Here is a 25528-nt window from a genome sequence, read left to right on the forward strand (position 1 = left end):
CTCGGAGACTGAAGGATTTACTGGCTGTTGATGGCGTGGGCCATCAGGGCAACATCTTTCATGGCCTGCACATCATGCACCCGTACAATTCTGGCGCCTGATGTTACGGCATGGGCTACGGTTGCTGCGGTACCGAACAGGCGGTCTGCTGCTGCTTCCCGTTGCAGGGTTTTACCGATAAAGGATTTACGTGATGTCCCCACCAGCAGCGGATACCCCAGGCTGCACAGTTCCGACAGGCGGCGCAGTAGTTCCAGGTTTCCGTGCAGATCCTTGGCAAATCCGATGCCAGGGTCCAGGGCAATCTGTTCATGTGCAATACCAGCGGACCGGGCGGATGCAGCTGACTGTAACAGGCTGGCCGTGACCTCGCCCATCAGGTCTGTGTAAGCGGTATCCTGTTGCATCTGCTGGGGCGTGCCCCTGGTATGCATCACAACCAGACCGGCCTGGTGTCGGGCAATCACCTCTGCCAGGGCCGGATCAAAGTTCAGGCCGCTGATGTCGTTGATGATCTCTGCCCCTGCTGTCAGGCAGGCATCAGCCACGCTGCTTTTCCAGGTGTCAATTGAGATCGGGATGGAGAGCCGGTTGGCAAGTGCCTCAATCACCGGCAGTACCCGTTCTTGCTCTTCTTCTGCTGAAATCAGCGGGGCTCCTGGACGGGTGCTTTCACCGCCGATATCAAGCAGGTCTGCCCCTTCAGCCTCCAGTTGCAGGGCCCGCTCAACAGCCTGTTCAACCGTAGAATAGCAACCGCCATCGGAAAAGGAGTCCGGGGTGACATTCAGGATGCCCATGATCAGCGGGCGCTCCAGAGAGAGCTGACGTCTGGAGGTCTGCCAGATGGTTGGTGGCTGCTGAACAGTTTTCAAAAACAGGGCAAGCTGTGAGGCCAGGGTTTTAAGGCCAAAAGGTTGTCCTGTCAGTTTGTTGCAGAGGGTCAGTAGCTGTTTCCGGGTGCCGATCAACAGTACATCAGTGCTGCTGACTGAACAGGCCACGGTGCCCCGCGCCACCGCAGCATCCCCCCCCAGGGAGAGCATCTCCTGTTTCAGGATGTTGGCTGCTGCTGCCCGTACCTGCGGTACCAGCAGGGCATGCTGTTCCAGCTTGGGCAGCATGTGGTTGATTCCAGCCGGATCAACCCCGATCCGTTCCAACTCTTTCTGTGCAGCTGCAGGGGAGATGAGACAGAGGGCGCGAATCTGATATTCGCGCCCTGGTATCATTGCACCCTGGTCCTGCTCTTTGGTCACGCCTGAATATCCACCGGTTTTGGGGCTTCTTCGGTGGTCTCGGTAGCGGTCTCTGCCGGTGTATCGGCCTTTTTACCGCTGCAGACCGGGCCGTTGCCGGCGATGATATCGTCAACCTCGGCGCCGCTAAGGTTTTCCTTCTCAATCAGGCACATGGAGAGCTGATGCAGGTGGTCTTCATGCTCCCGCAGGATTGTGATGGCACGGGTGTAGCTCTCATCCACAATCCGCTTGATCTCTTCATCAATCTTGATGGCGGTCTCTTCGCTGAAGTTCTTGTGCATGGCCATGTCGCGGCCCAGGAAGATTGACTCATCCTTCTTGCCCAGTGAAACCGGCCCCATCAGATCGCTCATACCCCATTCACAGACCATTTTGCGGGCCATTTCGGTGGCACGTTCAATGTCGTTACCGGCACCGGTGGTAAAGGTCTTGAAGATCAGTTCTTCTGCAGCACGGCCGCCCATCAGCACGGCAATCCGGCCCAGCAGGGATTCACGGTTGTAGCTGTGTTTGTCTTCAATCGGCAGCTGCATGGTAACCCCCAGAGCACGACCACGGGGGATGATGGAGACCTTGTGAACTGGATCGCTGCCCGGCACCATCTTGGCCACCAGGGTATGACCGGCCTCATGGTAGGCGGTGCTTTTCTTCTCTTCGTCAGAGATGACCATGCTGCGGCGCTCGGCACCCATCAATACCTTGTCCTTGGCAGCATCAAAGTCCTGCATATCCACTGATGTCTTGTCATTACGGGCCGCCAGCAGGGCCGCCTCGTTGACCAGGTTGGCCAGGTCAGCGCCGGAGAAACCGGGGGTGCCACGGGCAATCACCCCGAGGTCAACCTCGGGGGTCAGCGGCACCTTCTTGGCATGCACGGTCAGGATTTGTTCCCGTCCCTTGACATCCGGGCGTGGCACCACTACCTGACGGTCAAACCGGCCGGGACGCAGCAGGGCCGGGTCAAGTACGTCAGGACGGTTGGTGGCGGCGATCAGGATCACCCCTTCGTTGGACTCAAAGCCGTCCATCTCTACCAGCAGCTGGTTCAGGGTCTGCTCACGCTCATCATGGCCACCACCCAGACCGGCGCCACGATGACGACCGACGGCATCAATTTCATCAATAAAGATGATGCAGGGTGCGTTTTTCTTGCCCTGCAGGAACAGGTCACGCACCCGGCTGGCACCAACACCTACAAACATCTCCACAAAGTCGGAACCGGAGATGGAGAAGAACGGCACCCCGGCTTCACCGGCTACCGCACGGGCCAGCAGGGTCTTGCCGGTACCAGGAGGACCCACCAGCAGCACCCCTTTGGGGATCTTGCCACCCAGGGCGGTAAACTTCTTGGGCTCTTTCAGAAAGGCGATGATCTCTTCCAGCTCTTCCTTGGCCTCTTCAATGCCAGCCACATCCTCAAAGGTGATTTTACCTTGGGATTCTGTCAGTAGCTTGGCGCGGCTCTTACCAAAGGACATGGCCTTGCCGCCTCCCATCTGCATCTGGCGCATAAAGAAGATCCAGATGCCAACCAGCAGCAACAGCGGGAACCAGGAGATGAAGATTGAGAACCAGGAGACCCGTTCCTCTTCCGGCTTGGCCTGGATGGTGATCTTCTTTTCCAGCAGTTTTTCAGTCAGGTCAGCATCAAAGGTGGGCTTGTAGCTGCGGAACGCCTTTTCCTTGTTGTCCTTGTCCAGATATTTACCGGTCAGGTCATTGCCCTGCAGGACAACTGATTTGATCCGGTTGTCATCAATCTGGGTCATCAGTTCGCTGAAGCTGAGTTTGTCTTCAACAACGCGTGGTTTCTGGAACATGTTGAACAGCATGATCATCATCAGGCTGATGACCAGCCACAGGGCGAGATTCTTGTAGAACTGGTTCAAGAGTTAATCCTCCAATAGCGGGACTGCAGTATATTCGAGTGTCTGGCGAAATTGAGGAAAATTAACATACTTTATGCTTCAACGACAAGGCTTTTAAGAATTGGAGGCCAGGGGAATCAGGGGAACAGGGGGAGCTGATCCTGGCCGGAGAGGGTGATGCGGATTGTCTGTTGCTGGTCAGGATTGACCAGGGCATGGCGGCTGCGGCGGATACCGGCCAGCCAGAGCGGCCGATTGTCCTGGCAGATCAGCGGCAGGCAGGGGCGCAGGTAACGGGGGATCTTCAGGTCGGTCAGTAGATCCTGAAGAGAACGGCTGCCTTTGCTTCCCAGCAGTTCCAGGCGGTCGCCGGGGGCAATCGGGCGGACCTGCCAGGGGAAGGGTGCCTGAACCGGGTCAACGTAGCTGGTTGTTCCGTTCAGCCCTTGCCATGATAGCGGTGGTTGGGTCTGCTCAATCGTCAAGGTCAGTCCGTTGCCAAGCTCATACCTGCCGGGGCCGTCAATGGTGCCGCTGCAGGGGGGGGCTGGCTGCAGCAGTGCCTGGGGGGCAAACAGCAGCTGGTCAGCGGTCAGCATGGCGATCAGTCTGCAGGGCAGGTTCAGGCTGGCACCGGTGCTGCTTTCCAGCAGCAGGTTGTCCAGCAGCTGGTAGTGGCGCAGTTCAAAACGATGCAGGTTGCCCAACAGGGATTCTATGGCCTTGCGGTACAGCCGCTGTCTGAGTGGGCGAGGCTGTTGTCTCAGCCCTGACAGCGACAGGGCGTTCCAGCCGCTGCCGCTGCGGGATAGTTGTTGAAAGGTTGTGGCTGTGCAGTGGGCCAGCAGTGTCTCGTCTTCCCCCAGCAGGCTGGCGGTTGCTGATAACCGCTGGGCAATTGCCGGGTTATACTCCTGTAAAAGCGGCAGCAGTTCATGGCGGATCCGGTTGCGCAGGTAGGCCTGATCACTGTTGCTACTGTCCTCCCGGAAGGTCAGTCGGCGATCTGTCAGGTGCTTCCGTAGTTCCTGGCGGCTGATTCCAAGCAGTGGCCGGATAATCCCAGCCGGATTGACTGGCGCCATGGCAGCCAGTCCGGTGGTGCCTGCGCCACGCAGCAGCCTCAGCAGCAGGGTCTCGGCCTGGTCATCAACATGGTGGGCGACCGCTACGGCACTGGCACGGTATTTGGTCCGCAGCTCATTGAAAAAAGCATAGCGCGCCGTACGTCCGGCTTCCTCCAGAGAGCTCCGCTGCTGCTGGGCCAACTGTCTGACATCAGAGCGGCGCAGCTCGCAGGGCAGCTGATAATGGGCTGCCAACTGCTGCACAAACTGCTGGTCGCCATCGCTTTCATCTCCCCGCAGGCAATGGTTCAGGTGGGCCACAATCAGGTGCAGCGGGAAGTCGGGCAGGGTTGCCAGCAGATCCAGCAGCGCCACTGAATCAGCGCCACCTGACACCCCGACAATCAGGAAATCACCGGGTTGGCACAGCTTGAACTGTTGAATGGCATCCAGTGTTTTTTGGTGGATTGCTGCAGGCATGGGTAGGTAGTTTACAGCCACTTTCTGTGCTTGAAGTAGAAGACCATCCCCACGGTCATGAGGGCCATCAACCCCAGTACGGCAAAGTAGCCGTAGTGCCACTCAAGCTCCGGCATGTACTTGAAGTTCATGCCGTAGAGGCCAACCACAAAGGTCAGCGGGATGAAGATGGTGCCGATGATGGTCAGGAACTTCATGATCTCGTTGGTGCGATTACTGAGGCTGGAGAGGTAGAGATCCAGCATGCCGGAAAGCAGGTCCCGGAAGGTTTCAACCGTATCAATGGTCTGCACCGCATGGTCATGGACATCCCGCAGGAACAGACGGGTGGCATCACAGATCAGGTCGGTATCGTCCCGTTCCAGAAACGACAACACCTCACGCAGCGGCCAGGTTGACTTGCGCAGGTAGATCACCTCTTTTTTCAGGTCATTCAGCTGCACCAGGGTGCGGGGATGGGGGTGCATGGCAACCTCTTCCTCTATGTTGACCAGCCGCTCTCCAAACCCTTCCAACACGGTAAAATAGCGGTCAACCACCGCATCCAGCAGGGTGTACAACAGGTAGTCAGCCCCCAGGGTACGAAATTTACCCTTGGCAGAACGAATCCGCTCCCGGACCGACCCAAAGGCATCGCCCCGAATACCTTCCTGAAAGGTCAGCACATACCCCTTGCCCAGAATCAGACTCAACTGTTCAGCCGCAAAATCGCCATCCGGCAGGGGCAATAGCATCTTGACCACCACAAACAGGTAGTCATCATAATCCTCAACCTTGGGGCGCTGGAGTGTACTGACGATATCTTCCAGCACCAGGGGATGCAGGTTGTAGGCCTCACCCAGGCTGCGGATGGTTTCAACCTGATGTATCCCTTCCACATCCACCCAGACCACGCCTGATGGTTTGGGTGAGATAAGGCTGAGGTCAAGGGTTTCTGAACAGGTCTCCTGCAGCCCCTGTTCGTTATAGGAAAAGACCGAGATGCTGACCGCATCTGCCGGTGCTTCACCAATGTGGATCAGGCTGCCAGGGGGTAGACCTTCCTTGGAGGCACGGGTTCTGAACAGTCTTTTGGGCCGTTTCATGGTCTTAAATTCCCAGAATATCTGCCATACGCAGCAGATCTTCATTCAGCTTTTTCTGGCCGCCTTTTACCACCATCTCCAATAGGGTCGTGGTCAAAGAGTTGGCTGACAGGCCCACCATCACCCCTTTGGTGCCGGACAGCAGCAGCTCAACTGATTTTCTGCCAAAGCGGCTGCCCAGCAGACGGTCAAACACCGAGGGAGCCCCGCCCCGCTGATAGTGACCCAGCACGGTCACACGGGTTTCAAACCCCACTGCATCCTTGATCCCATCAGCAATAGACTGGGCATGACCAGCACCTTCAGCCATGATGATCAGGGCATTGGTGCGCCCTTCTTCGTAGCGCCGCCGCAGCTGGTGGCACATCTCAGTCAGGTCCAGCTCCACCTCTGGCACAATGGCAAACTCAGCCCCGGTGGCAATGGCAGCGGTTGAGGCTAGGTAACCGGAGTTGCGACCCATCACCTCAACAATAAAGGCCCGGTCATGGGATGAGGCGGTGTCCTTGATGCAGTCCACCGCATAGATGATGTTGTTCAGGGCCGTATCCACCCCCAACGCCATGTCGGTGTAGGCGATGTCATTGTCAATACTGGCCGGGATGCCGATTACTGGAAAGCCCATCTTGTCCAAGGCCAGGGCGCCGGACAGCGAGCCATCTCCACCCACCACAATCAGCCCTTCTACCCGTTCCTTCATCAGGTTATCCAGGGCTTTTTTGCGCCCCTCTTCAGTGCGGAACTCGGCAGAACGGGCTGATTGCAGAAACGTGCCGCCCCGCTGCAGGGTGCCTGATACTGCCAAGCTGTCCAGCACGATAAACTCGTTCTTCAGCAGCCCGGCATACCCCTTGCGGTAGCCGATCATCTCCACATCATTGGCAATGGCGGTGCGGGCAGCCGCACGGATGGTGGCGTTCATGCCGGAACAGTCACCGCCGCTGGTCAGAATGGCAAGTCGTTTCATGGGGCCTCCTCAAATGAATGACATCTATTTGTTTGTTTTGTGACATGAACGATAGCGCGGTTATGGATGGTACGCAAGCGGGGCACGATAATTTTTCATTGTCGTAGCAAATGATCAATGCGGTTTGAGAACATCGGTGCGTTGTTTTGTGACAAAACCGATGGTCAGGCCAAACGGGGCAGCTACTTTTTCCAGCGTCTCCAAGGTTTACGAGATAACCGGCTGGCGATGCCGGAGCGGTGCTGCTTGACCAACCTGCCAACTGATGACTGAGGAACTGGTGAAATTCAGCGCAGCCCCAGCCAGTCCAAGTTGATTGGGCCGTTAGACCCGTGTTAGTGGGCTTCGTGAACCAACTTCAATTCAAGACGGCAGCCTAGGGCATGGGCGTATTTGCGCAGCGTAGAAAGCGAAGGAGAATGTTTGCTGTTGAATGATTCAAGGCGTGCAATGGCTGACTGCGTAGTGCCGATACGTTTAGCAACCTCTGTTTGAGACATGCCTGCGGCGGCTCTAGCTTTGAGGAATTCGTCAAGAATAGCGAACTCCTCATCAAGGCTGTCATATTTAGTTTTCACGTCTGCACGATTGAGGGCTTTTGCTTTAAGTTCTTTATGGGTTAGCATTTTTTATCTCCTTCATCCTGCGCTTGGCTGTAGAAAGCTCTCTGGCAGGAGTCTTGTCTGTTTTCTTTGTAAACTGGTGCAACATAACGATTTTATTGCCCACTACGGTACAATAGAAAACCCTTGCAATACCTTCTGATGATTTTAGGCGCAGTTCAAATAGGCCGTCACCCATTGCACGAGTATGAGGCATGCCCAAGTCTGCTCCGTATACCTCCATTCTGTCTGAATAGCGGAGGTAGCGAGCAAGAAAGCCTGATGGAAGTGCAAGTATTTCTGCCTGCACTGAGTCGCTGTAGTAGGTGATTGTCCAGTTCATGTTGAGGATGATAGCATATTTGCTATGAATGGTCTACGGATAGTTTGTTGTAAGGTCTGACGGGGCGCCCGGTTCACCCGCTTCGCCCAGCCTTTCCGGGCGTGGCGGTGTGCAACCGGCTGGTTATCCATTCATTTCGGTTTCAAAAGGTGACTTATGCACAGTTTCTACAAAGTTCAGAAGCCTGCTGATATTCTCAAGGGCATATTCTCTGGTGTCTCGTCCTTCCCATCTGTTTTCAAAGTATTTTTCAAGAAACGGATATTCCGGCTCACCATCTACGTCATAGCGGCAATACTCTTTCCATGCTTCATCAAATTTTTCTCTTTTGTCGGCGGGGAGGTACAGGCGAAAGCGCAGCATAGCCTTAATCTGCTGAGGGAATGTTCTGTTGAGAATGTAGTATACTTTTCCGATTCTATTTTCGTCGGGGTCGGGGTTTTCTCGGCAGTAGTACCTTTGGTCGAGACTCATCAAAGCGTCAAGAAAAGCCTCATGAAAATCGATAGCCGCTTTCTGCATTTCTTTTCGGTCGGAAACCTTTACGGCGTTGAGGTAGCCGATAAGACCTCCAATGGCTGTTCCGAGCAACGTATAGATAGCGGGGTGAATGTCAGGCATAGCTCTTCCTCTTGGTCAACGAGCGATCACGTAGGCGCAATTTTAGGAATTGTCGCTGGTGGTATCTTGGTTCATTTCATCTTTTCTCGATTTGGATAACTTACTATTGAGCGGTTCACGCGCGCACGCACGTGAACCGCTCATCCCTCCAAAGAGGGTGGTTGATCAATCCCCGAAGCAGATCCCGATATCCCGTGCGGTAAGGATAGTGTCACCATCTGTCCTGACCCGTTTTTCTATGCCCAATGCCTCGGCCAGCGGAACCAGGGCGATATCCGGTGATTTGAGCGCAACCATATGATCAAATTTGCCCGCTTCAATGGCCCGCACTGCTGCTGCACCAAAGCGCAGTGAAAGTAGCCGGTCAAAGGTGGTGGGGGAGCCGCCCCGCTGCAGGTGGCCCAGCACCATGGAGCGGGAATCCTTGCCGGTGCGCTTGCTGATCTCTTTTGCCACATAGTCAGCAATGCCGCCCAGCACCACATGCTGGCGTCCGGCCTCACCTTCTCCTTTGCTGATCGCTTCGCCATCTTTGGGCACGGCTCCTTCAGCCACCACGACAATGGCATACTTGCGGCCGTTTAACTCATTTTCCATCAGCTTGTCGCAGACCTTTTCAATATCAAAGGGGATTTCAGGAATCAAAATCACATCGGCATTGCCGGAGATGCCGCTATTTAAGGCGATGAAACCGGCATTGCGGCCCATCACCTCCACCACCATGACCCGGTCGTGGGATTTGGCGGTTGAGTGCAGGCGATCAATCGCCTCGGTGGCAATGCTTACCGCCGTATCAAAACCAAAGGTGATGACAGTACCACCCATGTCATTGTCAATGGTCTTGGGAACCCCCACCACCGGCATCCCTTTTTCTGCAAATTGGTGGGCAATCTCCAGGCTGCCATCACCACCCACCGCCACCAGGGCATCAAAACGCAACCGCTTGAAATTGTCCATGACTCTGTCGGAGACATCGCGCAACTCGCATTCGCCGACAGCGTTGCAGACCGGCATGGAAAAAGGGTTGCCCTTGTTGGTGGTACCCAGAATCGTACCGCCAATGCTGGCGATACCGTCCACTTTTTCAGGTGTCAGGCGGATGATTTCGTCGGTATTAAGCAGGCCGGTATAGCCGGATTTAATGCCGTACACTTCCCATTGGCGGTTGTAGGCGGCCATGGTAACCGCTTCGATCACCGCGTTCAGGCCGGGCGCATCGCCGCCGCCGGTATTGATGCAGATTTTCATCCGTTTTGACATGGGTGACTCCTTACGTAGGTTTTAATTGGTTGACGTTGTGGTGTCGTAACGTTAAAATTCACATGGAGGTAATTGATTATGAATACTGCTGTTAAACGAGCTACGGTGTATTTTGATCCTGCAATGCATCAGGCCTTACGTCATAAATCATTTGAAACATCACGAAGTCTTTCAGATCTGGTGAACGAGGCTGTACGCCAGTCATTGGCTGAAGATGCAGATGATCTGGCAGCCTTTGCCGAGCGTGTGCATGAACCGTTGGTCAGTTATGAAACCATTCTGAAAGAACTCAAGGCTGATGGCCGTCTATAGTATCTTTTTCAAAGAGTCGGTTCGGAAAGACTTGTCTGGTATTGCAAACCATGACCTGAAGCGGATTATGGAACGCATTTCCGCACTTTCAGAGAATCCTCACCCTGCCGGTTCTGAAAAGCTGGTCGGGCAGGATCGTTATCGAATCCGTCAGGGGAACTACCGTATCGTATACTCTGTTCAGGATACCGAGTTGACCGTGTGGGTGGTCAAAGTCGGCCACCGCAAAGAGGTGTATCGGTAATGCCAGGTCTGTATGGGGATTATTGATCCTCAGTACCGTTCCAAAGGGCCTCACTAAAGCCAAGACCACGGGCAGCATACTGCTCCTGCTGGTTCAGGTCGCTCCATTCCTTGTCAGAGCTTGCCGGTGCGTTGTTGTCATCCCAACGATCCTGATCCCACCCCAGTGCGCTCCACAGTTGCTGCTCTGTGGCACTCATGTCCTCCCAGCCTAACTGCTCCCAGATATGTGGATTACTCTGCATATTTCGGACACTCATAATGGCCTCCTTGTGTTCGTCTGAGTTTATTCTTTCTTTCCCATCTTCTTCATCCACTCCATCCGCTCCAGAATATTCTTTTCATAGCCGTGCCCTTTGGGGGCATAGAACTTCCGGCCCTGCAGCCTTTCCGGCAGGTATTCCTGCTGTACATAGCCGCTGCTAAAGTCATGGGCATACTGGTAGCCCCCGTGGTAGCCCATCTCTTTCATCAGCTTGGTGGGGGCGTTGCGGATATGCAGCGGCACCTCCAGTGCGCCGGATTTTCTGACTTCTGACAAGGCTTCGTTGATCCCCATGTATGAGGCGTTGGATTTGGGGGCGGTGGCCAGGTAGGTGACCGCCTGACCCAGGATAATCCGGCCTTCCGGCATCCCCACCATCTGAAAGGCCTGCAGGGCTGAGACCGCCATCTGCAGGGCGCGGGGGTCGGCGTTGCCGATATCTTCAGAGGCCAGGATGATCATCCGGCGCAGGATAAAGAGCGGGTCTTCCCCTGCCTCCAGCATCCGGGCCAGCCAGTAGAGGGCCGCATCGGGATCGCTGCCCCGCATGGATTTGATAAAGGCGGAGATGACGTTGTAATGTTCTTCGCCACCCTTGTCATACAGCAACGCCTTCTGTTGCATCGCCTCCTGGGCGACCTCAAGGGTGATCACGCTATCCAGCGTCAACCCTGCTGCCACTTCAAGGGTGTTCAAGGCCTTGCGGCCATCACCCTGGGCTGCTTCAGCCAGAAAGGCAAGGGCATCGTCTGCAATGGCAAGCTGCAGGCTTCCCAGGCCCTTGTCAGTGTCCTGCAGTGTCTTGCGGAGCAGTGCGGCAAGCTCGTCTGCCTCAAGTTGCTTCAGGCGCAGGACCCGGCAGCGGGAGAGCAGGGGGGCGATGACTTCAAAGGAGGGGTTTTCTGTGGTGGCGCCGATGATGGTGACCAACCCTTTTTCCACGGCGGGCAGAAAGGCGTCCTGCTGGGCCTTGTTGAAGCGGTGGATCTCATCCACAAACAGGATAGTGCGGGTGCCGCTGCTGGCGTGGGTCTCGGCATCCTTAAAGATTTCGCGGATCTCCTTGACCCCGGCCATGATGGCGGAGAAGAAGACAAAGCGTGAGCTGGTTTCATGGGCAATGATATGGGCCAGGGTGGTCTTGCCGCAGCCCGGCGGCCCCCAGAAGATCATGGAGGGCAACCGGTCTGCCTCAATCATGGTGCGCAGGGATTTGCCTGGACCAAGCAGATGTTCCTGACCGCAGAATTCTGCCAGGCTGCGGGGACGCATCCGTTCTGCCAGCGGTGGCGTCAGTGACTGATCAAAAAGAGCGGATTGATTGTTCATTACCAGTGGCGGATTCCTTTGAGTTCTACCGGTTGCGGTTTAATGCCCCAGATGTCGCGGGCATACTCGCCAATGGTGCGGTCACTGGAGAATTTGCCCATGCTGGCGGTGTTCAGGATTGATTTTCTGGCCCATTCATCCGGTATCATGTAGAGCCGATCCACATCTGCCTGGGCATCCATGTAGCTGTCAAAATCAGCCAGCAGCAGGTAGTAGTCGCTGTTCAGCAGGTTGTCCACCAGGGGACGGAACAGTCCCTGGTTGCCGGGGGAGAACATGCCGGATGAAATCTGGTCCAGTACGGTCTTCAGTTCCGGCAGCTGGTAGTAGTAATCCTGCGGGCGATAGCCGGATGAGCGCAGCCCCACTGCCTGCGGGGTGGTCAGACCAAAGATGAAGATGTTTTCTTTGCCCACCTCTTCCATGATCTCGATATTGGCGCCATCCAGGGTGCCGATGGTCAGGGCGCCGTTTAAGGCATACTTCATGTTGCCGGTGCCGGAGGCCTCGGTACCGGCGGTGGAGATCTGTTCAGAAAGGTCTGCAGCCGGGAAGATCTTTTCTGCCAGTGAAACACTGTAGTTGGCCAGAAAGACCACCTTCAGCTGTTGATTCACCGCCGGGTCATTGTTGATTACGTTACCGACTGAGTTGATCAGTTTGATGATCAGTTTTGCTGTGGCGTAGGAAGGGGCTGCCTTGCCGCCAAAGATCACGGTGCGGGGTGGCAGTTCCAGGCCGGGGTATTCCTTGAGCCGGTTGTAACGGGCAACTACCTGCAGGATGTTCAGCAGTTGGCGCTTGTATTCGTGGATCCGCTTGGTCTGGCAATCAAACAGCGAATCCGGCGAGACCTGTATGCAGTTGCGCTGGTAGATATGCTCTGCCAGTTTCTGCTTGTTCATCCGTTTAATATCCATCCAGCGTCTGCGGAATTCACTGTCTTCAGCCAACGGCTTCAGGTTCTGCAGTTGATCCAGATCAGTGGTCCATTTGTCGCCGATCGCCTCGCTGATCAGGTCTGACAGGTGCGGGTTGCAGTGGCGTAACCAGCGACGCTGGGTGATGCCGTTGGTCTTGTTGTTGAAACGCTCCGGCCAGACTTCATAGAAGTCGTGGAACAGGTCATCCTTCAGAATTTCACTGTGCAGGGCAGAAACGCCATTGACTGAATGGCTGGCAACAATGGCAAGATAGGCCATCCGCACCTGCTTTTCGCCACTGTCATCAATGATCGACATCCGCTGCAACCGGGCGGTATCGCCGGGGAAACGGCGTTCCACCTCTTCCAGGAAGCGGCGGTTGATCTCAAAGATAATCAGCAGATGGCGCGGCAGCAGGCGACCAATCATCGGCAACGGCCATTTTTCCAGCGCCTCTTGCAGGATGGTGTGGTTGGTGTAGGCAAAGGTCTTGGTGGTGATCTCCCAGGCTGCCTCCCAGGTCAGTTTGCGTTCGTCAATCAGGATCCGCATCAGCTCCGGGATGGCCAGCACCGGATGGGTGTCATTCAACTGGATCGCCACCTGATCCGGCAGTTCTGCCAGGTTGTCATGCTTTTTGGCAAAGCGGTAGAGGATGTCCTGCACCGTAGCGGAGGCCAGGAAATATTCCTGCCGTAGACGCAGTTCCTTGCCCTCCAGCATATGGTCGGCAGGGTAGAGTACCTTGGAGATGTTCTCGGTCTTCATCTTGGATTCAACCGAGCCGATGTAGTTGCCCTGGTTGAAGAAGTTCAGGTCAAAATCCCGGCTGGCCTTGGCGCTCCAGAGTCGCATGGTGTTGACGGTGTTGTTTTTATAACCCGGTACCGGGAAGTCATAGGCCAGGGCCATGACCTCATAGTAGTCCACCCAGGAACAGCGCTTGGAGCCGTCCCGGTCGGTAAATTCCACCACCCGGCCTTCAAAGCGGATCGGGTGCAGGTGCTCCTGACGGTCAAATTCCCAGGGGTTCTGGTAGCGCAGCCAGTTGTCCGGCACCTCATGCTGGCCGCCATCTTCAATTTTCTGGTAGAACATGCCGTATTCATAGCGGATGCCGTAGCCGTAGGCCGGCAGTTGCATGGAGGCCATTGAATCAAGGAAACAGGCGGCAAGGCGCCCAAGACCACCGTTACCCAGGCCGGCATCCCACTCCACTTCCTGCAGGTCTTCGATATTCAGCCCCAACTCCTTCAGGGCCATATCCCATTCCTCCATCACCCCCAGGTTGATCAGGGCATTGCCCAGGGTGCGCCCCATCAGGAACTCCATTGAAATGTAGTAGACCCGCTTGGAATCATTGATGTAGTAGGATTGCTGGGTGTCTATCCAGCGGGTGGCCAGCAGGTCACGCACGGCATAGGCCAGGGCCAGGTACATATCAGCCTTGGTGGCCGAGTACTTGTCTTTAACCAGGGTATGCTGCAGATGGTAGATAAATGACTTTTGCAGATCCTTGACGGTTGGTTGTGCTACCTGGTCCATGGTGCCCTCGTTGTCTTGGAATATGAATGCAGAAGTATACCGCCCAACCATTGATTGTTCAAGGCGGGCAGTGAAAAAAGAAGGGGGACCTGATTGGTCCCCCTCTGGTTTTGTACTCTGCTTGATTAATCCATAAAAATCAGTTCACGCGGAGAAGCGGAGACGCGAAGAAAGAAAACAGGCTATTACGGCATCATATCGTTTCATTTCATTAGTAGGGTTGTCCCTTGTTCCTATGAAATTATTGGATTTTCTCCGCGAGCTTCGCGACTCCGCGTGAGTAATGCCGTTTTCGGGATTAAAACCCTGCCTACAGTTTAAACCAGCCCACCATCTGCTGCAGTTCATGGGCCAGCTGATCAAAGGCCTCAGAGGTCTGCTTGATCTGCTCAATCGAGCTTGAGAGCTTGCCGGTGATCTGATGGATGGCAAGCATGGAGCGGTTGACATCCTCGGCTGTGGCTGACTGTTGTTCGGTGGCTGTGGCAATGGTCTGCACCATTTCAAAGACCTGCTCCACGTTGCCCACAATCTGATCCATGGCGATCTGGGTGCTGTCAACGGCAGCCACGATCTTGTCAATCGCCTCCCGCTCATGCTGCATGCTGGTTATGGATGAGGCTACTTCAACCTGCATCCCTTTAACCGTGGCAGCGATTTCATCGGCAGATTCTGTGGTGCGCTGGGATAACTGGCGGACACTGTCGGCAACCACGGCAAAACCACGTCCGCTGTCACCCGCTCTGGCTGCTTCAATGGCTGCATTCAGCGCCAGCAGGTTGGTCTGATCAGCGATATCCTTGATCATGTTGACGATCTCGTTGATGGCGGCAGATCGTTCTCCCAGTGCTTCAACCCGGGCAACCGACTGTTTGACAATTTCAGCAAAGTCACCCAGCTCACGGGAGGTAAGGTCAAGGGATTGTTTGCCTTCTGTGGCCAGGTTTTTCATTCTGCCTGCTGCATCAGAGGTGGCCAGTGCATTCTGGGAAACATCCTGAATGGTCTGCACCATTTCGGTCATGGCAGTGACCGATTGTTCGATCTGCGTGGTCTGGCTGGTGGAGTCGTTTTCAAGCTCTCCGGCGGTGTTGGCCAGCTCATCAGCGCTGTTGGCAACCGTTGCGGTTGACCGGGAGATCTTGCCTGCCATCTCCCGCAGGTTGGTAACCATGGTCCCCATGGATGACAGCACCTTGCCAAACTCATCCTTGGTGGAGCGCAGTTGCACCTCTTTCAGATCACCTCCGGCAACATGGTCGGAAACCGTGATCAGCTGGGCCAGCGGTGCTGATACGGATTTAAAGACCCAGGCACCAATTACGATACCGGCAACTGCAGCAGCAATACTGATGATCACCAGCAGGGTAATGCTGGTCTTGACGATCTTGTTGACCGAGGCGATCGCCTTTTCCTGCTCGCCGCGGGCCGTTGAAACCGACTCCTTGCCTTTTTCTGCCTGCTTGATGACGATCTCACGCAGCTTCAATGCTGACTGGACCGCCTTCTGTTCCATCTCGAACCGTTTCTTCAGGGTGGCTACAATACCGCTTTCACTCAACAGCATCCCCTGGATGCCGGTCAGCGCGCCAGCTGCACTGCGCAGCATCTGCAGTTCTCCCTTAACCCCCAGTTTGATCAGGTCTTTTTCCAGCTGCGCAACTGACTTGGATGATTTGGCAAACTCTGCCCGGATGGCCGGTGTTGCCGCATCAATCTCCTGAATGGATTTCAGGGTGAACAGTCTGGCTGAGCCGGCCTCAATGGCCAGACCCTGGCTCATCAGTTCCGAGTTGGCGATCAGAATGCTGTTGGCCTGATTGGATTGGCCAAACATAGTGCCCTGGCGGGCAGCCTCCGCCGTGTACTTTTCTCCAGCCAGGATGGCATCCTGTTCAATAGAAAGGAAGAGGGCGCTCAGCTTTTCGCTGATCTCTCGGCTGGCTGTATCAACTTTGCCTTTGGTGGCGTCATCCTTTTGGGTCAGCCAGGTGCCCTGCAGCTTTTGCAGCTCATCCAGACGCTCTGCCAACAGTTTGATTTCAGTCGCAGAATTCTTTGAGTTTTTGAGATGCTCATTCTGACTCAGCTTGTTGATTGCAGCATTGACCTTGCCCCGGGCAATCAGCAGGGTTGGCCGCTTCTGGGCATTCTGTACCTCGTAAAAGGCCAGTTGCAGGTCTTTCAGCTGCAGACGTGCTGCCTCTACACCACGCAGACGGCTGGAGATCTTGCCTGACTCATCCAGGGCGTTGCTGAATGCCCCTGTACGATTGCCCTGCAGTGCCCGGATCTTACTGTCCAACTGGCGCAGTTTTGCGGTTGCCTCAGCCATCCGTTTGTTCAGATCAATAGAGGCCTTGGCAGCATCATCCTGTGCCTTCAGTTTGCCGTCTGATATTTCAAACAGTTCAGACGCAACTGTGCGTAATGATTCGTGGGTATCCAGCTTGGCGCCACTTGCTGTCAGGCTTTCCAGCTGTTCCTGGGCTGCCTTGACATCAGACAGCGCCTTTCCCGCCTCTGTCTTGAAACTCTGCAGTTCCTGGGGAGTGGCTGCGGCGTTTATCTTGAACAGGGTGGCGGTGGCCCCCTGAATCTCACGCTGGAACTCCAGGGTACGCATCTGGTACGGAGTGCTTTTCTGGGTCAGGTAGGAGAGTTTGCCGCTGATAAAGCGCATCCCGAAAATACTGGTCACCACTACAGTCGCCACGATGCCCAGCACAATGACAATATTAAGGGTAAGTTTGGTTTTTATGGTCATAACGTGAGATACCCTTTTAGCATAAAAGCCATAGAATACAGTTACTTGATCAGTTTAGCGCCGTCACCCTTGATGAATCCTATCAGTTTCTGGATCTTGGCTGAGGGAGCCCCTTTGGTCAGCAGGGTGATGTCACGGGCAACTTCCGGTGATTTAGGCGACCAGATGCTGTCGTCAACAATGGCTGCCGGGCCGATGCCGATCGCTTCAGGGTTGCTCTTGACCTTGTCTTTCACATCTTCAGCAGTGGTTGCATCAAGCACTTCTTTGGTGACCGCAGTGCCACCCAGGGCAACCTTGCTGAACATGCTGTTGGTGCCGGGGATCAGGCTGCCCCAGACCAGCAGAATCGGCATATCCTTGCCGCCCACATCCTTCCAGTTTTGGGTCTTGCCGCTGAAGATCCCCTGCAACTGCTCTTTGGAAAGGGCAGGGATCTTGTTGTCTTTGTGGGTAATGACGACTACGCGGTCCTTGCCGATTACCAGTCCCTGATAGGCGCCGGGGTTTGCCACTGCTACGCCCTCTTTTTTAAGCAGTGTCCACCAGTCATCCAGGGCAAGCCCTGCAGCTGCTGCATCAACGGTCCCTTTGTCCAGTTCAATAAAGGCCTGCTTGGGGCCGTTGGAGATGGTGTTAAGGGTAATGCCACTGGCCTTTTCAAAGGCGGCCCGGATCGGCTTCAGAATGTTTTCTGTCGGGGCAGCTCCAGCTCCGATGCGGATATCTTCGGCAAAGGCGGTGCCAGCAACAAGGGTGAGTGCCATGGCGGTAACAATTCGTTTCACAAGAGAAAAATGCATGGTGTACGTCTCCTTTCGTGGTTGGTGTGAGATTGTTGATTGTTTGAATTGTTTAATAAATCTTAAATAAAACAGCATGTTGTATTTGAGATTACCATATCTGCGCTGCATTTGAATAGCAAATTGCTGATGAACATGGTTGTGAATCATCGGTTGACACCGCAAGCATGAATATATTAGTGTTCATGCTTCTTCCAACCGCTTGATTTGACGATAACAAACAAAGTTTTTGCAGGAGGCTGTGCATGCGTAGTGATATGATTAAGAAGGGTCTGGAGCGTACACCGCACCGGGCATTGCTGAAGGCAACAGGAATTCCCCAGAGCCAGATGGACCGCCCTTTTATCGGGGTTGCCACCAGCTTTACCGACCTGATCCCCGGCCATGTGGGGATGCGTGATCTGGAGCGTTTCATAGAGAAGGGTATCCACAGTGGAGGCGGTTATGCTCAGTTTTTCGGGATCCCCGGTGTTTGTGACGGTATCGCCATGGGCCACAAGGGGATGCACTACTCCCTGCCGACCCGCGAGCTGATTGCCGATATGGTTGAATCAGTGGCAGAGGCCCATCGTCTGGATGGTCTGGTGCTGCTGACCAACTGCGACAAGATCACCCCCGGCATGCTAATGGCAGCTGCCCGTCTGAACATCCCCTGTATCATTGTGACTGCCGGTCCGATGATGAGCGGCAGGGGGGTAGAAGGACGTGCCTATTCCTTTGTGACCGATACCTTTGAGGCGATGGCCCGTTACAAGGCCGGTGTGATTGACGCCAAGGAACTGCAGGTTTGTGAGGATAATGCCTGTCCCGGCATGGGTTCCTGCCAGGGGCTGTTTACTGCCAACACCATGGCGATCCTGACCGAGACCCTGGGGATGTCGCTGCCCCGTTGCGGTACAGCCCTGGCGGTTTCTGCCATGAAGCGGAGGATCGCCTTTGCCTCAGGTGAGAAGATTGTTGAGCTGGTACACAATGATGTCAAGCCACGGGACATCATGACCCGGGCTGCCTTTGAAAACGCCATCCGGGTTGATCTGGCCCTGGGCGGTTCTTCCAACACCGTCCTGCATCTGCTGGCCATTGCCCGCGAGGCCGGTGTGGAGCTGCCGCTGGAGACCTTTGATGTCCTGGCTAAAGAGACCCCGCAGCTGGCCTCCATGAACCCGGCAGGTAAGCACTTTATGGAAGATCTGGATATTGCCGGTGGTGTCTGTGGTGTACTGAAGCAGCTGGGTGACAAGATCATTGATACCCAGACCCTGTTCGGCCTGACCACCCGCCAACTAGCGGCAAGTATTGAAAATGTTGATGAAGAGGTGATTCGTCCCCTATCGGCGCCGGTTAAGAAGGAGGGCGGCATTGCGGTGCTGTTCGGTTCCATCGCGCCGAAGGGGGCGGTAGTCAAGCAGTCAGGTGTGTCGGACAAGATGATGCTGTTTGAAGGCACGGCCCGCTGCTTTGATTCTGAGGAACTGGCCATGGCAGCCCTGATGGATGGAACCATTAAGGCCGGTGATGTGGTGGTTATCCGCTATGAAGGCCCCAAAGGCGGGCCTGGTATGCGGGAAATGCTGGCCCCCACTGCTGCCCTGATGGGACTTGGCCTGGGTGATTCGGTTGCCCTGATCACTGATGGCCGTTTCTCCGGTGGTACCCGCGGCCCCTGTATCGGCCATGTCTCACCTGAAGCTGCTGAAGGCGGTCCGATCGCCCTGATTCAGGATGGTGACCGGATTCTGCTGGATATCCCGAATCGCAAGCTGGATCTGCTGGTTGATGGGGCAACCATTGAGGCCCGTCGCGTCCAGTGGACAGCGCCGGAGCCAAAGATCAAGACCGGCTGGCTGGCCCGTTACGCCAAAGTGGTTACCTCTGCCTATACCGGCGCAGTGACCACTGCTGACTAGGAAACGTTATCCGTTTCCCTACTAACCATTGATTGAAGGAGGAACCTGCCATGAAACGTCTGCTCTCTCTCGCTGCTGCCGCTGTTCTGGCTTTAACTGTCACCGCTTGCAAGACCGATGAATCGGCCCTGCGTGATTCCAGCTCAACCCTGCTGGGTGCCAGAGAGGTCAAAGAGCTTCTGGTCGGTAATACGGTTACTGCAGCAAACGGTGATACCTATTATTTTGACCGTGGCGGTGTCGTGATCGGCAAAGGTTCCTATGGTGAGAAGAATAAAGGCAACTGGAACATCACCCAGGAAGGGCAGCTTTGCTTTAGCAACTGGAATGCAAATTTTGCCCCCAGTGCCTGCTACAAGGTGTTTTTTGACAATGTCAGCCAGCAACGCAAGCTGGTTGATGGTAACGGTGATGTGAAATATACGGTTATTAATATTATAACCGGAAATCCAAATAATTTTTAGACTTTACGAGGTTTTGCATGAAAATGAATGGAGCACGTATCCTGCTTGAAAGCCTGAAGCGTGAAGGGGTGGATCTGGTATTCGGCTACCCCGGCGGCACGGTGATCAATCTGTATGATGAACTGATGAATGTGCGGGAGATCCGCCATATCCTGCCTCGCCATGAGCAGGGCGGAACCCATGCGGCTGACGGCTATGCCCGTGCCACCGGCAAGGTCGGTGTGGCGATTGCCACCTCCGGTCCCGGCGCCACCAATACCATTACCGGTATTGCCAATGCCTACATGGATTCAATCCCGATGGTGATTATCACCGGCCAGGTCCCCACGCCGCTGATCGGCAATGATGCCTTTCAAGAAGTGGATATCATCGGTATTACCCGCCCGATCACCAAGCACAGCTTTCTGATCCGGCATGCCAAGGATATCCCGACCATTGTGCGCAAGGCGTTCTATATTGCCCGTTCCGGTCGTCCCGGTCCGGTGCTGATCGACTTTCCCAAGGATGTTCAGATCAGCCAGGCTGAATTTAAATGGCCCGAGTCAGTCGAGATCCGTGGCTACAAGCCGAACCTGGAAGGTCACCAGAAGCAGGTTGAAAAAGCGGTTGATATGCTGTTTGTTGCCCGTCGTCCGGTTATGTATGTGGGGGGCGGGGTCATTCTTGCCAATGCGGCAGCGGAGTTGACCGAGCTGGCTCGCACCCTGCAGTTCCCGGTTACCACCACCCTGATGGGGTTGGGAGCTTTTCCTGAGAACGATCCGTTGGCGCTGAAGATGCTGGGAATGCATGGCGCCTATGCCGCCAACATGGCCATGACCCACTCAGATCTGATCCTGGCGGTCGGTGCCCGTTTTGATGACCGGGTAACCGGCAAAATCGCCACCTTTGCGCCCCACGCCAAGATTATCCATATCGACGTAGATCCTACCTCAATCCGCAAGAACGTGCGGGTTGATCTGCCGATCGTAGGTGATACCAGGGACGTTCTGGTCAAGATGATTGATTGCCTGAAAGGGCAGACCGAGAAGGTAACTGCCCAGCACAGCGCCATGGAAGCCTGGCATGAGGATATCAGTGGCTGGAAGGCAAAGCATCCGATTTCCTACAAGCAGAGCACCAGCGTGATCAAGCCCCAGTATGTGATTCAGAAGCTGCGCGAACTGTCTGAGGATGATGCCATCATGGCTACTGACGTGGGGCAGCATCAGATGTGGACCGCCCAGTTCTTTGAGTTTAACCAGCCCCGCACCCTGTTGACCTCCGGCGGTCTGGGTACCATGGGTTTTGGTCTGCCGGCTGCCATGGGGGCACAAGCTGCCTATCCCAAGCGCCAGGTGATCTGTGTCTGCGGTGATGGTGGCGTGCAGATGAACATGCAGGAGCTGGCCACCCTGGTGCAGCATCGTCTGCCGGTCAAGATTGTTGTGTTGAACAACAATTTCCTGGGGATGGTGCGTCAATGGCAGGAGCTGTTCTTTGATAAGCGCTACTCCCAGACCTGCCTTGAACTGCCGATGGACTTTGCCAAGATTGCCGAGGCCTATGGCGCCAAAGGACTGAAGGCAGATAAGCCGTCCGAGGTTGAGCAGGTCATTAAAGATGGCTTTGCCCATGACGGTCCGGTGATCATGGAGTTCAAGATCGCCCGGGAAGAAAAGGTGTTGCCGATGGTCCCTGCAGGGGCGTCGCTGAATGAAATGGTGTTAAACGCCTAGGGACTTGGAGGAAACGAGCTAATGCAACATACCATATCGGTTGTGGTTGAAAATGAATTCGGCGTTCTGGCCCGGGTTGCGGGCCTGTTTTCCGGCAGGGGATTTAATATTGACTCGCTTTCGGTTGCGCCAACCAGCGATGAATCCCTTTCCCGTATAACGATTGTCACTAGAGGAGACGATGCGGTCCTTGAGCAGATTACCAAGCAGCTGAACAAGCTGGTGGATGTAATCAAGGTGCTTGATTTCAGCGAGGATAACGCCATTGAGCGTGAGCTGGCACTGATCAAGGTGGCGGCTGAGGACGAAAGCCGGGCTGAAGTCCTAAGGATTGTTGATATCTTTAGGGCAAAAATCATTGATGTTACCCCTAAATCCTACACCATTGAGGCTACCGGCGCCCCGGCCAAGATCAATGCCATCCTTGATCTGTTGCGCCCGTTGGGGCTGAAGGAGTTGGTACGCACCGGTTCGGTTGCCATTGGTCGTGGTGCCAAGGGCTGGAAAGGGTAGCAGTGGGCAGGCGTCGATTGACAGCAGCAGGTAGCTGTAGTATTGTACGCCGTATTTCTTTAACAAGAATACCTGTTAAATTAGATTTTTATACATAACGAGGAGGAAGTAATGAACGTGTATTACGATCGGGATTGCGATCTCGCATTGATCAAGTCGAAGAAGGTTACCATAGTTGGTTACGGTTCACAGGGCCATGCCCATGCCTGCAATCTCAAGGATTCCGGCGTTGATGTGACCGTCGCTCTGCGTGCAGGCTCTACATCTGCCATTAAGGCTCAAAATGCCGGTCTTAAGGTGGCAACCGTTGCCGAGGCAGTGGCCAGCGCTGACGTGATCATGATCCTGACCCCCGATGAGTTTCAATCACAACTGTACCGTGATGAAATTGAGCCTAAGCTGAAGCAGGGCGCAACCCTGGCTTTTGCCCACGGCTTTGCCATTCACTATAACCAGGTTGTGCCTCGTGCTGACCTGGACGTGATCATGATCGCCCCCAAGGCTCCTGGTCATACGGTTCGTTCTGAATTCGTCAAGGGTGGCGGTATCCCTGACCTGATCGCCGTGTTTCAGGATGCCTCAGGCAAGGCCCGTGAAGTAGCCCTGTCTTACGCCAGTGCCATTGGTGGCGGTCGTACCGGTATCATCGAGACCACCTTCAAGGATGAGACCGAGACCGACCTGTTCGGTGAGCAGGCTGTGCTGTGCGGCGGTGCTGTTGAGCTGGTCAAGGCCGGTTTTGAGACCCTGGTTGAGGCTGGTTATGCCCCTGAGATGGCCTACTTCGAGTGTCTGCACGAACTGAAGCTGATCGTTGACCTGATGTTTGAGGGCGGTATTGCCAACATGAACTACTCCATCTCAAACAACGCCGAGTACGGTGAGTATGTCACCGGTCCCAAGGTGATTAACGATGAGAGCCGTGCAGCCATGAAGGAGTGTCTGAACAACATCCAGAACGGCGAGTATGCCAAGCGCTTCATTCTGGAAGGGATGTCCAACTATCCTGAGATGACCGCACGTCGTCGCCTGAATGCTGCCCACCCGATTGAGGTGGTTGGTGGCAATCTGCGCGCCATGATGCCCTGGATCGGCAAGAACAAGATTGTTGACAAGGCCAAGAACTAACCTGCTGTTGTGATTGTACTTTAGACCCCGCTCTTACTGGGAGCGGGGTTTTCTACGTTATGTATAATGGACTATTCATGCGCCCATCCAATGCCCTGATAACCCCTGAAGGATACCCGTTTATCGCCTATAGCGTCGGCCTGTTTCTGCTTCTTGCTGCAGGCACGCTACTGCTAAATTCAGCTGTTTTAGCGTTTCCTGCTGGAATTGCGTTCCTGTTGGTCTTGTTTGTTATTTCCTTTTTTCGTAATCCCGAGCGGACGCCGCCGGTTGATACAACGCTGCTGGTGGCCCCTGCTGATGGCACGATTGTCTATGTTGGGCCGGCAACCCAGGAACATCTGGGGGCCTGTCAGAAGATCAGCATCTTCATGTCGGTCTTTAACGTCCATGTCAATCGCGCCCCCATCACCGGCAAGGTGGTGGAACGTTTTTACAAGCAGGGTAAGTTCTATGATGCCCGCCATGCCGATGCCTCCTGCGAAAATGAGCAGTGCGGTCTGGTAATGGAGCAGGAAAACGGCGTGCGGGTGGCGTTTGTGCAGATTGCCGGATTGATCGCCCGCCGGATTCTCTGTTATGCAGAGGTAGGCGAACAGCTTGAGCGGGGGCAACGCTACGGTATGATCCGTTTTGGATCACGGGTTGATGTCTATCTGCCGGAAGGTCTGGAACCTCTGGTTGCAGTGGGGCAGACAACGGTTGCAGGTGAAACCGCCTTGGTCAGGTTGGGATAGTATCAATAAGGAGCCGACAGCTATGGAGACACCTGAGCAGATAGAGGCGCAGCCTGCGGAAAAGTCTGAAAATATCAGGCGGGGTATCTATATCCTGCCGAACCTGATCACTGCCGGTAGTCTGTTTGCCGGATTTTACAGCATGGTAGCGACCCTGAACGGCAACTACAGTTCAGCTGCGATCTGGATCTTTATCTCGGCCATCTGTGATGGTCTGGATGGCAAGGTTGCCCGGATGACCAATAGTACCAGCCAGTTCGGGGTTGAGTTTGATTCTCTGGCTGACCTGGTGGCCTTTGGTGTGACACCGGGCCTGATGATGTATGCCTGGGCCTTGAAGCCATTCGGTCGTTTGGGCTGGTTGGCGGCATTCCTGTTTGTGGTCTGCGGTGCACTGCGGCTGGCCCGCTTCAACGTGCAGGTCAATACGGTTGAGAGTAAGCGTTTTGTCGGCCTGCCGATACCGGCTGCAGCCAGTATGGTTGCCTCCACCGTACTTCTGTTTAACCATTTCGGCTGGCCAAGTTCTTACAAGAAACTGGCTATTCTGGCCCTGATCTATCTGTTGGCCTTCCTGATGGTCTCCAGCGTCAAGTATTACTCCTTTAAAGATCCCGAACTGATTAAAAGGCAGCCGTTTGGCTTTTTGGTGCTGGCCGTGGTGTTGCTGATCATCATCGTCGCAGAACCAGCCGTGATGATGTTTGTGATCATGCTCAGCTATGTGCTTTCCGGGCCAATAGGGCTGTTGCTTTCCCTGCCCAGGCGCAGGAGGCTTGAAAAGGCGATTCACAAGGGGCATGAAGAGTTATTGCATGATCCGGTGGTTAAAGCAGGGGATGAATCGTAGCGGTACTGCCGGTTTCGGTTATTTCCAGGATAGCATAGGACTTGAAAGGTACCGGAGCAGCCAGGGTGCCGGGGTTAACCAGCAGCAGACCTTCCTGTTCCACTGATTGGGCAAGATGGGTATGGCCGTACAGGACCACATCGACCGCTGCGGCGTGTCCCCGCTCAATCAGCCGTGACAGCCCTGATTTAACACCATAACGGTCACCATGGCAGAGCAGCAGGCGTGCCGTACCAAATTCACAGAGCAGCTCACGTGGCGTGGTTGAGCCAAGGTCGCAGTTGCCAGCAACCTGAAACAGCTGGATCTGATCGTCAACCGCCTCCAGCACCTGAGTATCCTGCTCACCATCACCAAGGTGGATGACCGCGTCACAACGGCCAGCTGCTTCGTGGGCCTGTAACAGGGCGGTCTGATTGCCATGGGTATCTGAAACAAGTAGTATTCGCATTGTGTTAATCTGCCTCGG

Annotated in this window: 25 protein-coding genes; 10 read left to right on the forward strand and 15 right to left on the reverse strand. The window is 54.9% G+C overall.

Annotated elements, in window-relative coordinates; genetic code table 11:
• Positions 1-17: 17 nt before the first annotated feature.
• The 5 genes from folP to pfkA all read right to left on the reverse strand — a co-directional run bounded on the left by folP (position 18) and on the right by pfkA (position 6729).
• Positions 18-1259, reverse strand: a complete 1242-nt coding sequence (folP, locus tag B5D39_RS17215; protein WP_078789866.1) for a dihydropteroate synthase — start codon at positions 1257-1259, stop codon at positions 18-20.
• Positions 1256-3151: an ATP-dependent zinc metalloprotease FtsH gene (ftsH, locus tag B5D39_RS07605; RefSeq protein ID WP_078789867.1), complete on the reverse strand. Its 1896-nt coding sequence runs from the start codon at positions 3149-3151 to the stop codon at positions 1256-1258. Before ftsH ends, folP begins: the two co-directional genes overlap by 4 nt.
• A gap of 116 nt (positions 3152-3267) precedes the next feature.
• On the reverse strand, positions 3268-4677 hold the full coding sequence (tilS, locus tag B5D39_RS07610) for a tRNA lysidine(34) synthetase TilS (RefSeq protein ID WP_139366714.1): 1410 nt from the start codon (positions 4675-4677) through the stop codon (positions 3268-3270).
• Between the two features lie 11 nt (positions 4678-4688).
• Positions 4689-5762, reverse strand: a complete 1074-nt coding sequence (gene corA, locus B5D39_RS07615) for a magnesium/cobalt transporter CorA (protein WP_078790001.1) — start codon at positions 5760-5762, stop codon at positions 4689-4691.
• Between the two features lie 4 nt (positions 5763-5766).
• Positions 5767-6729, reverse strand: coding sequence for a 6-phosphofructokinase (gene pfkA, locus B5D39_RS07620; RefSeq protein WP_078789869.1), 963 nt, complete (start codon positions 6727-6729; stop codon positions 5767-5769).
• A gap of 117 nt (positions 6730-6846) precedes the next feature.
• Here pfkA and B5D39_RS16940 point away from each other — a divergent pair, with 117 nt between their 5' ends.
• Positions 6847-7002, forward strand: coding sequence for a hypothetical protein (locus B5D39_RS16940; RefSeq protein WP_153304308.1), 156 nt, complete (start codon positions 6847-6849; stop codon positions 7000-7002).
• A gap of 62 nt (positions 7003-7064) precedes the next feature.
• On the opposite strand, the gene B5D39_RS07630 is transcribed toward B5D39_RS16940, so the two are convergent.
• The 4 genes from B5D39_RS07630 to B5D39_RS07645 all read right to left on the reverse strand — a co-directional run bounded on the left by B5D39_RS07630 (position 7065) and on the right by B5D39_RS07645 (position 9555).
• A complete protein-coding gene (locus B5D39_RS07630) occupies positions 7065-7355 on the reverse strand; it encodes a helix-turn-helix domain-containing protein (RefSeq protein ID WP_078789870.1) in 291 nt (96 codons plus the stop codon).
• Positions 7342-7674, reverse strand: coding sequence for a type II toxin-antitoxin system RelE/ParE family toxin (locus tag B5D39_RS07635; protein WP_078789871.1), 333 nt, complete (start codon positions 7672-7674; stop codon positions 7342-7344). The genes B5D39_RS07630 and B5D39_RS07635 overlap by 14 nt, the downstream gene beginning before the upstream one ends.
• 123 nt (positions 7675-7797) lie before the next feature.
• Positions 7798-8295 carry a hypothetical protein gene (locus B5D39_RS07640; RefSeq protein WP_078789872.1) on the reverse strand — a complete coding sequence of 166 codons (498 nt, stop codon included), beginning with the start codon at positions 8293-8295 and terminating at the stop codon, positions 7798-7800.
• Between the two features lie 165 nt (positions 8296-8460).
• A complete protein-coding gene (locus B5D39_RS07645) occupies positions 8461-9555 on the reverse strand; it encodes a 6-phosphofructokinase (protein WP_078789873.1) in 1095 nt (364 codons plus the stop codon).
• A gap of 78 nt (positions 9556-9633) precedes the next feature.
• On the opposite strand from B5D39_RS07645, the gene B5D39_RS07650 reads away from it, so the two are divergent.
• Both B5D39_RS07650 and B5D39_RS07655 read left to right on the forward strand, forming a co-directional pair.
• Entirely contained in the window at positions 9634-9867 is a 234-nt protein-coding gene (locus tag B5D39_RS07650) for a CopG family transcriptional regulator (RefSeq protein WP_078789874.1), read from the forward strand.
• On the forward strand, positions 9854-10111 hold the full coding sequence (locus B5D39_RS07655) for a type II toxin-antitoxin system RelE family toxin (protein WP_078789875.1): 258 nt from the start codon (positions 9854-9856) through the stop codon (positions 10109-10111). Before B5D39_RS07650 ends, B5D39_RS07655 begins: the two co-directional genes overlap by 14 nt.
• A 19-nt stretch (positions 10112-10130) precedes the next feature.
• Here the strand turns inward: B5D39_RS07655 and B5D39_RS07660 are convergent, their stop codons facing one another.
• The 5 genes from B5D39_RS07660 to B5D39_RS07680 all read right to left on the reverse strand — a co-directional run bounded on the left by B5D39_RS07660 (position 10131) and on the right by B5D39_RS07680 (position 17742).
• Entirely contained in the window at positions 10131-10370 is a 240-nt protein-coding gene (locus B5D39_RS07660) for a hypothetical protein (protein ID WP_078789876.1), read from the reverse strand.
• A gap of 26 nt (positions 10371-10396) precedes the next feature.
• Complete coding sequence (locus B5D39_RS07665; protein ID WP_078789877.1) at positions 10397-11704, reverse strand: replication-associated recombination protein A; 1308 nt, start codon at positions 11702-11704, stop codon at positions 10397-10399.
• Complete coding sequence (locus tag B5D39_RS07670; RefSeq protein ID WP_078789878.1) at positions 11704-14172, reverse strand: glycogen/starch/alpha-glucan phosphorylase; 2469 nt, start codon at positions 14170-14172, stop codon at positions 11704-11706. The genes B5D39_RS07665 and B5D39_RS07670 overlap by 1 nt, the downstream gene beginning before the upstream one ends.
• A gap of 310 nt (positions 14173-14482) precedes the next feature.
• Positions 14483-16939, reverse strand: coding sequence for a methyl-accepting chemotaxis protein (locus B5D39_RS16945; RefSeq protein WP_078789879.1), 2457 nt, complete (start codon positions 16937-16939; stop codon positions 14483-14485).
• A gap of 41 nt (positions 16940-16980) precedes the next feature.
• On the reverse strand, positions 16981-17742 hold the full coding sequence (locus tag B5D39_RS07680; RefSeq protein ID WP_078789880.1) for a substrate-binding domain-containing protein: 762 nt from the start codon (positions 17740-17742) through the stop codon (positions 16981-16983).
• 245 nt (positions 17743-17987) lie between these two features.
• Here B5D39_RS07680 and ilvD point away from each other — a divergent pair, with 245 nt between their 5' ends.
• From ilvD to pssA, 7 genes are all read left to right on the forward strand, one after another.
• Positions 17988-19649 carry a dihydroxy-acid dehydratase gene (gene ilvD / locus B5D39_RS07685; RefSeq protein WP_078789881.1) on the forward strand — a complete coding sequence of 554 codons (1662 nt, stop codon included), beginning with the start codon at positions 17988-17990 and terminating at the stop codon, positions 19647-19649.
• A gap of 50 nt (positions 19650-19699) precedes the next feature.
• Positions 19700-20113: a DUF995 domain-containing protein gene (locus B5D39_RS07690; protein WP_078789882.1), complete on the forward strand. Its 414-nt coding sequence runs from the start codon at positions 19700-19702 to the stop codon at positions 20111-20113.
• Positions 20114-20130: 17 nt separating this feature from the next.
• A complete protein-coding gene (gene ilvB / locus B5D39_RS07695; RefSeq protein WP_078789883.1) occupies positions 20131-21831 on the forward strand; it encodes a biosynthetic-type acetolactate synthase large subunit in 1701 nt (566 codons plus the stop codon).
• A 21-nt stretch (positions 21832-21852) separates the two neighbouring features.
• Positions 21853-22344 (forward strand): acetolactate synthase small subunit, encoded by a 492-nt coding sequence (gene ilvN / locus B5D39_RS07700; RefSeq protein WP_078789884.1) that lies wholly within the window; start codon positions 21853-21855, stop codon positions 22342-22344.
• A 111-nt stretch (positions 22345-22455) separates the two neighbouring features.
• A complete protein-coding gene (gene ilvC, locus B5D39_RS07705) occupies positions 22456-23472 on the forward strand; it encodes a ketol-acid reductoisomerase (protein WP_078789885.1) in 1017 nt (338 codons plus the stop codon).
• Positions 23473-23549: 77 nt separating this feature from the next.
• Positions 23550-24209, forward strand: a complete 660-nt coding sequence (locus B5D39_RS07710; protein WP_078789886.1) for a phosphatidylserine decarboxylase family protein — start codon at positions 23550-23552, stop codon at positions 24207-24209.
• A gap of 22 nt (positions 24210-24231) precedes the next feature.
• Positions 24232-25059, forward strand: a complete 828-nt coding sequence (gene pssA / locus B5D39_RS07715; RefSeq protein WP_078789887.1) for a CDP-diacylglycerol--serine O-phosphatidyltransferase — start codon at positions 24232-24234, stop codon at positions 25057-25059.
• Here the strand turns inward: pssA and B5D39_RS07720 are convergent.
• A complete protein-coding gene (locus B5D39_RS07720; RefSeq protein ID WP_078789888.1) occupies positions 25037-25510 on the reverse strand; it encodes a metallophosphoesterase family protein in 474 nt (157 codons plus the stop codon). The two genes, pssA and B5D39_RS07720, sit on opposite strands and share 23 nt — an antisense overlap.
• Positions 25511-25528 lie beyond the last annotated feature (18 nt).

The sequence above is a fragment of the Trichlorobacter thiogenes genome, assembly GCF_900167465.1.
Taxonomy (GTDB): domain Bacteria; phylum Desulfobacterota; class Desulfuromonadia; order Geobacterales; family Pseudopelobacteraceae; genus Trichlorobacter; species Trichlorobacter thiogenes.

What these genes read in the sequence shown, in the direction of transcription:
- tilS (WP_139366714.1), bottom strand. Translation starts at nt 4,677, where the DNA reads ATGCCTGCAGCAATCCACCAAAAAACACTGGATGCCATTCAACAGTTC.
- corA (WP_078790001.1), bottom strand. Translation starts at nt 5,762, where the DNA reads ATGAAACGGCCCAAAAGACTGTTCAGAACCCGTGCCTCCAAGGAAGGT.
- pfkA (WP_078789869.1), bottom strand. Translation starts at nt 6,729, where the DNA reads ATGAAACGACTTGCCATTCTGACCAGCGGCGGTGACTGTTCCGGCATG.
- B5D39_RS16940 (WP_153304308.1), top strand. Translation starts at nt 6,847, where the DNA reads ATGCGGTTTGAGAACATCGGTGCGTTGTTTTGTGACAAAACCGATGGT.
- B5D39_RS07630 (WP_078789870.1), bottom strand. Translation starts at nt 7,355, where the DNA reads ATGCTAACCCATAAAGAACTTAAAGCAAAAGCCCTCAATCGTGCAGAC.
- B5D39_RS07635 (WP_078789871.1), bottom strand. Translation starts at nt 7,674, where the DNA reads ATGAACTGGACAATCACCTACTACAGCGACTCAGTGCAGGCAGAAATA.
- B5D39_RS07640 (WP_078789872.1), bottom strand. Translation starts at nt 8,295, where the DNA reads ATGCCTGACATTCACCCCGCTATCTATACGTTGCTCGGAACAGCCATT.
- B5D39_RS07645 (WP_078789873.1), bottom strand. Translation starts at nt 9,555, where the DNA reads ATGTCAAAACGGATGAAAATCTGCATCAATACCGGCGGCGGCGATGCG.
- B5D39_RS07650 (WP_078789874.1), top strand. Translation starts at nt 9,634, where the DNA reads ATGAATACTGCTGTTAAACGAGCTACGGTGTATTTTGATCCTGCAATG.
- B5D39_RS07655 (WP_078789875.1), top strand. Translation starts at nt 9,854, where the DNA reads ATGGCCGTCTATAGTATCTTTTTCAAAGAGTCGGTTCGGAAAGACTTG.
- B5D39_RS07660 (WP_078789876.1), bottom strand. Translation starts at nt 10,370, where the DNA reads ATGAGTGTCCGAAATATGCAGAGTAATCCACATATCTGGGAGCAGTTA.
- B5D39_RS07665 (WP_078789877.1), bottom strand. Translation starts at nt 11,704, where the DNA reads ATGAACAATCAATCCGCTCTTTTTGATCAGTCACTGACGCCACCGCTG.
- B5D39_RS07670 (WP_078789878.1), bottom strand. Translation starts at nt 14,172, where the DNA reads ATGGACCAGGTAGCACAACCAACCGTCAAGGATCTGCAAAAGTCATTT.
- B5D39_RS16945 (WP_078789879.1), bottom strand. Translation starts at nt 16,939, where the DNA reads ATGACCATAAAAACCAAACTTACCCTTAATATTGTCATTGTGCTGGGC.
- B5D39_RS07680 (WP_078789880.1), bottom strand. Translation starts at nt 17,742, where the DNA reads ATGCATTTTTCTCTTGTGAAACGAATTGTTACCGCCATGGCACTCACC.
- ilvD (WP_078789881.1), top strand. Translation starts at nt 17,988, where the DNA reads ATGCGTAGTGATATGATTAAGAAGGGTCTGGAGCGTACACCGCACCGG.
- B5D39_RS07690 (WP_078789882.1), top strand. Translation starts at nt 19,700, where the DNA reads ATGAAACGTCTGCTCTCTCTCGCTGCTGCCGCTGTTCTGGCTTTAACT.
- ilvB (WP_078789883.1), top strand. Translation starts at nt 20,131, where the DNA reads ATGAAAATGAATGGAGCACGTATCCTGCTTGAAAGCCTGAAGCGTGAA.
- ilvN (WP_078789884.1), top strand. Translation starts at nt 21,853, where the DNA reads ATGCAACATACCATATCGGTTGTGGTTGAAAATGAATTCGGCGTTCTG.
- ilvC (WP_078789885.1), top strand. Translation starts at nt 22,456, where the DNA reads ATGAACGTGTATTACGATCGGGATTGCGATCTCGCATTGATCAAGTCG.
- B5D39_RS07710 (WP_078789886.1), top strand. Translation starts at nt 23,550, where the DNA reads ATGCGCCCATCCAATGCCCTGATAACCCCTGAAGGATACCCGTTTATC.
- pssA (WP_078789887.1), top strand. Translation starts at nt 24,232, where the DNA reads ATGGAGACACCTGAGCAGATAGAGGCGCAGCCTGCGGAAAAGTCTGAA.
- B5D39_RS07720 (WP_078789888.1), bottom strand. Translation starts at nt 25,510, where the DNA reads ATGCGAATACTACTTGTTTCAGATACCCATGGCAATCAGACCGCCCTG.